Consider the following 3,461-nt stretch of genomic DNA (forward strand, 5'->3'; position numbering starts at 1 on the left):
TGTTTGTGCAACAAATTCACCTCCATCTAGACTATAAGTATATGGAGCAATACCATTAACAGTTGTATTTACTACATCAATAACAAAAGCACTTCAGCAGCACAAGCACTGTTAACTACCGCTGTAATGACTGTGCAGGATCTAATTTTACCTCAACAAACTTGTACACAATACAGCATAAGCATCTCTTACATATACTATATAATGACCTGCTTCTTTATTAAATGTATTACTTGTATGAGAAGCAACAGTAAATGAAGCAGCAGTCGTGGAATATCTAATAAAGCATCAATGACACCAGGAGTACCATTATCAACAAATACTTGATACAAATAAGGAACTGCACTTATGGTGGAGTGGCCGTAAGATCTTCTTTAATCGTCGTTCCGCTTGTCCAAAAGCCTCAATTATACCTTTGTTAATTCACAATTATCATTCTTATCAGAATTGGCTGTTAAAGTTAATGGTACTACAGATTGTGTTATTGTAAAAGTCTTAGACGAATTGATACAAAGATCAACTGCTCCTACATTATCGTATTCTGTAAATAAAATATAATAAGTACCTGGAATTAACGAATCAGGAATATCAAATCCTGCAATAGCACTAGCCTTTGTCACCATACCAGCAATAGCAGGCAAATACTCTACATTAGTTTGAGAATTAAACACTTTATATTTCACATGACTAGTTGCAACATTAAAATCGCTAAGAGTGAAAGAAACTTTTCCATTGCCAGCTCCTTGACAAGTTACATTAGCCGGTGTTATAGCAATATCCAAAGTGGAGAGAGTCTGTGTAGGAGCTCTGCTTGTTTGAAATAATAACATCTAGTTGTTTCATCATATACAATAAATGAATATGTTACTCCTGGGTTTAAACCTGTAAAAAGAGATTGTAAATATTGAGGATTTGTGTCATCAACCATATTCAGAGCATCTTGATAAGATGCCATATTATCATCATATTTATATGGTGGTGTAGAAGCAGAAACAATTGGATACAATGCAAAATGATAAGGCCTCCAACTACTTTAGGATTTACTGAAACCAATAATTCTGCTGTACTACAAGATGGAGATCTGTAATAATAATATCCATCTCCTCTGGTGGAGAAGCCATACTAATCGTTTTGGTCAGTGAACAACCATTAGCATCGGTTACTGTTAGTTCATAAATCCCAAAATCTAAAACTGTAAAAGTATAATCTCCTCTTGTGTCTGAAATCGCATGTGGAGCTGTTTGAGTTGGTTTTCCAATATTATTAGTCAATGTATAAGTAAAAGGACCGTCTAAAACTACTGGTGGTCCAACATTAGCAACTTTTGAACCCCCAACTAAATTTGTTACAGAAATCGAACCATAAGACAATCCTGCCCAACGCACGTTATTGGCTGTATATCCTCTTTAAAAGTTATTTTTAAAGGTTCTTTTATCTCTATACTTGTTTTTTCAAGGAGCATCCTTTAGCGTCAGTAACTTTTACAGTATAAAAACCAGCTGGCAAACAGTAGTTTTGGTTCCATAGGAAGTTGAAGTAGTTGTATTTACAACATCTATTATATAAGGACTTGCTCCCTTATTCGGGTCAATAACTACTGTAATAGAACCTGTTGCATCACCGTTACATAAAATAGTAGAATTTGGAGTCGCTGTAAATTCAGGATTTGTTTTTGGAGCTACAATCACTGTTGAAGTTAAACTACAACCACAAAATAGCTATTTGTTTAATTAAACAAATAAGTATCTTTGCATGGTTGTAGTTTAACTTCAACAGTGATTGTAGCTCCAAAAACAAATCCTGAATTTACAGCGACTCCAAATTCTACTATTTTATGTAACGGTGATGCAACAGGTTCTATTACAGTAGTTATTGACCCGAATAAGGGAGCAAGTCCTTATATAATAGATGTTGTAAATACAACTACTTCAACTTCCTATGGAACCAAAACTACTGGTTTGCCAGCTGGTTTTTATACTGTAAAAGTTACTGACGCTAAAGGATGCTCCCTTGAAAAACAAGTATAGAGATAAAAGAACCTTTAAAAATAACTTTTAAAGAGGATATACAGCCAATAACGTGCGTTGGGGCAGGATTGTCTTATGGTTCGATTTCTGTAACAAATTTAGTTGGGGGTTCAAAAGTTGCTAATGTTGGACCACCAGTAGTTTTAGACGGTCCTTTTACTTATACATTGACTAATAATATTGGAAAACCAACTCAAACAGCTCCACATGCGATTTCAGACACAAGAGAGATTATACTTTTACAGTTTTAGATTTTGGATTTATGAACTAACAGTAACCGATGCTAATGGTTGTTCACTGACCAAAACGATTAGTATGGCTTCTCCACCAGAGGAGATGGATATTATTATTACAGGATCTCCATCTTGTAGTACAGCAGAATTATTGGTTTCAGTAAATCCTAAAGTAGTTGGAGGCCTTATCATTTTGCATTGTATCCAATTGTTTCTGCTTCTACACCACCATATAAATATGATGATAATATGGCATCTTATCAAGATGCTCTGAATATGGTTGATGACACAAATCCTCAATATTTACAATCTTTTTTACAGGTTTAAACCAGGAGTAACATATTCATTTATTGTATATGATGAAACAACTAGATGTTATTATTTCAAACAAGCAGAGGCTCCTACACAGACTCTCTCCACTTTGGATATTGCTATAACACCGGCTAATGTAACTTGTCAAGGAGCTGGCAATGGAAAAGTTTCTTTCACTCTTAGCGATTTTAATGTTGCAACTAGTCATGTGAAATATAAAGTGTTTAATTCTCAAACTAATGTAGAGTATTTGCCTGCTATTGCTGGTATGGTGACAAAGGCTAGTGCTATTGCAGATTTGATATTCCTGATTCGTTAATTCCAGGTACTTATTATATTTTATTTACAGAATACGATAATGTAGGAGCAGTTGATCTTTGTATCAATTCGTCTAAGACTTTTACAATAACACAATCTGTAGTACCATTAACTTTAACAGCCAATTCTGATAAGAATGATAATTGTGGAATTAACAAAGTATAATTGAGGCTTTTGGACAAGGCGGAACGACGATTAAAGAAGATCTTACGGCCACTCCACCATAAGTGCAGTTCCTTATTTGTATCAAGTATTTGTTGATAATGGTACTCCTGGTGTCATTGATGCTTTATTAGATATTCACCGACTGCTGCTTCATTTACTGTTGCTTCTCATACAAGTAATACATTTAATAAAGAAGCAGGTCATTATATAGTATATGTAAGAGATGCTTATGGCTGTATTGTGTACAAGTTTGTTGAGGTAAATTAGATCCTGCACCAGTCATTACAGCGGTAGTTAACAGTGCTTGTGCTGCTGAAGGTGCTTTTGTTATTGATGTAGTAAATACAACTGTTAATGGTATTGCTCCATATACTTATAGTCTAGATGGAGGTGAATTTGTTGCAAA

At 34.6% G+C, this 3,461-nt stretch carries 6 protein-coding genes; 2 read left to right on the top strand and 4 right to left on the bottom strand.

The annotated features are described in order from the left end of the window. Positions 1–407 precede the first annotated feature (407 nt). The 3 genes from BXU11_RS16590 to BXU11_RS16600 form a co-directional block, all read right to left on the bottom strand. On the bottom strand, positions 408–782 hold the full coding sequence (locus BXU11_RS16590) for a hypothetical protein (protein WP_189318555.1): 375 nt from the start codon (positions 780–782) through the stop codon (positions 408–410). A gap of 258 nt (positions 783–1,040) precedes the next feature. Beyond that, on the bottom strand, positions 1,041–1,385 hold the full coding sequence (locus tag BXU11_RS16595) for a hypothetical protein (RefSeq protein ID WP_078213335.1): 345 nt from the start codon (positions 1,383–1,385) through the stop codon (positions 1,041–1,043). A gap of 96 nt (positions 1,386–1,481) precedes the next feature. Next, positions 1,482–1,688 carry a hypothetical protein gene (locus tag BXU11_RS16600; RefSeq protein WP_078213336.1) on the bottom strand — a complete coding sequence of 69 codons (207 nt, stop codon included), beginning with the start codon at positions 1,686–1,688 and terminating at the stop codon, positions 1,482–1,484. 60 nt (positions 1,689–1,748) lie between these two features. Here BXU11_RS16600 and BXU11_RS16605 point away from each other — a divergent pair, with 60 nt between their 5' ends. Further along, on the top strand, positions 1,749–2,027 hold the full coding sequence (locus BXU11_RS16605) for a hypothetical protein (RefSeq protein WP_139363539.1): 279 nt from the start codon (positions 1,749–1,751) through the stop codon (positions 2,025–2,027). Positions 2,028–2,287: 260 nt separating this feature from the next. On the opposite strand, the gene BXU11_RS17915 is transcribed toward BXU11_RS16605, so the two are convergent. Beyond that, positions 2,288–2,452 (bottom strand): hypothetical protein, encoded by a 165-nt coding sequence (locus tag BXU11_RS17915; RefSeq protein WP_189318556.1) that lies wholly within the window; start codon positions 2,450–2,452, stop codon positions 2,288–2,290. Positions 2,453–2,543: 91 nt separating this feature from the next. Here BXU11_RS17915 and BXU11_RS16615 point away from each other — a divergent pair, with 91 nt between their 5' ends. Further along, positions 2,544–2,891 carry a hypothetical protein gene (locus tag BXU11_RS16615; RefSeq protein WP_078213339.1) on the top strand — a complete coding sequence of 116 codons (348 nt, stop codon included), beginning with the start codon at positions 2,544–2,546 and terminating at the stop codon, positions 2,889–2,891. Positions 2,892–3,461: the final 570 nt, after the last annotated feature.

Origin of the sequence: Flavobacterium sp. LM5, from assembly GCF_002017945.1 — a bacterium.
GTDB classification, from domain to species: domain Bacteria; phylum Bacteroidota; class Bacteroidia; order Flavobacteriales; family Flavobacteriaceae; genus Flavobacterium; species Flavobacterium succinicans.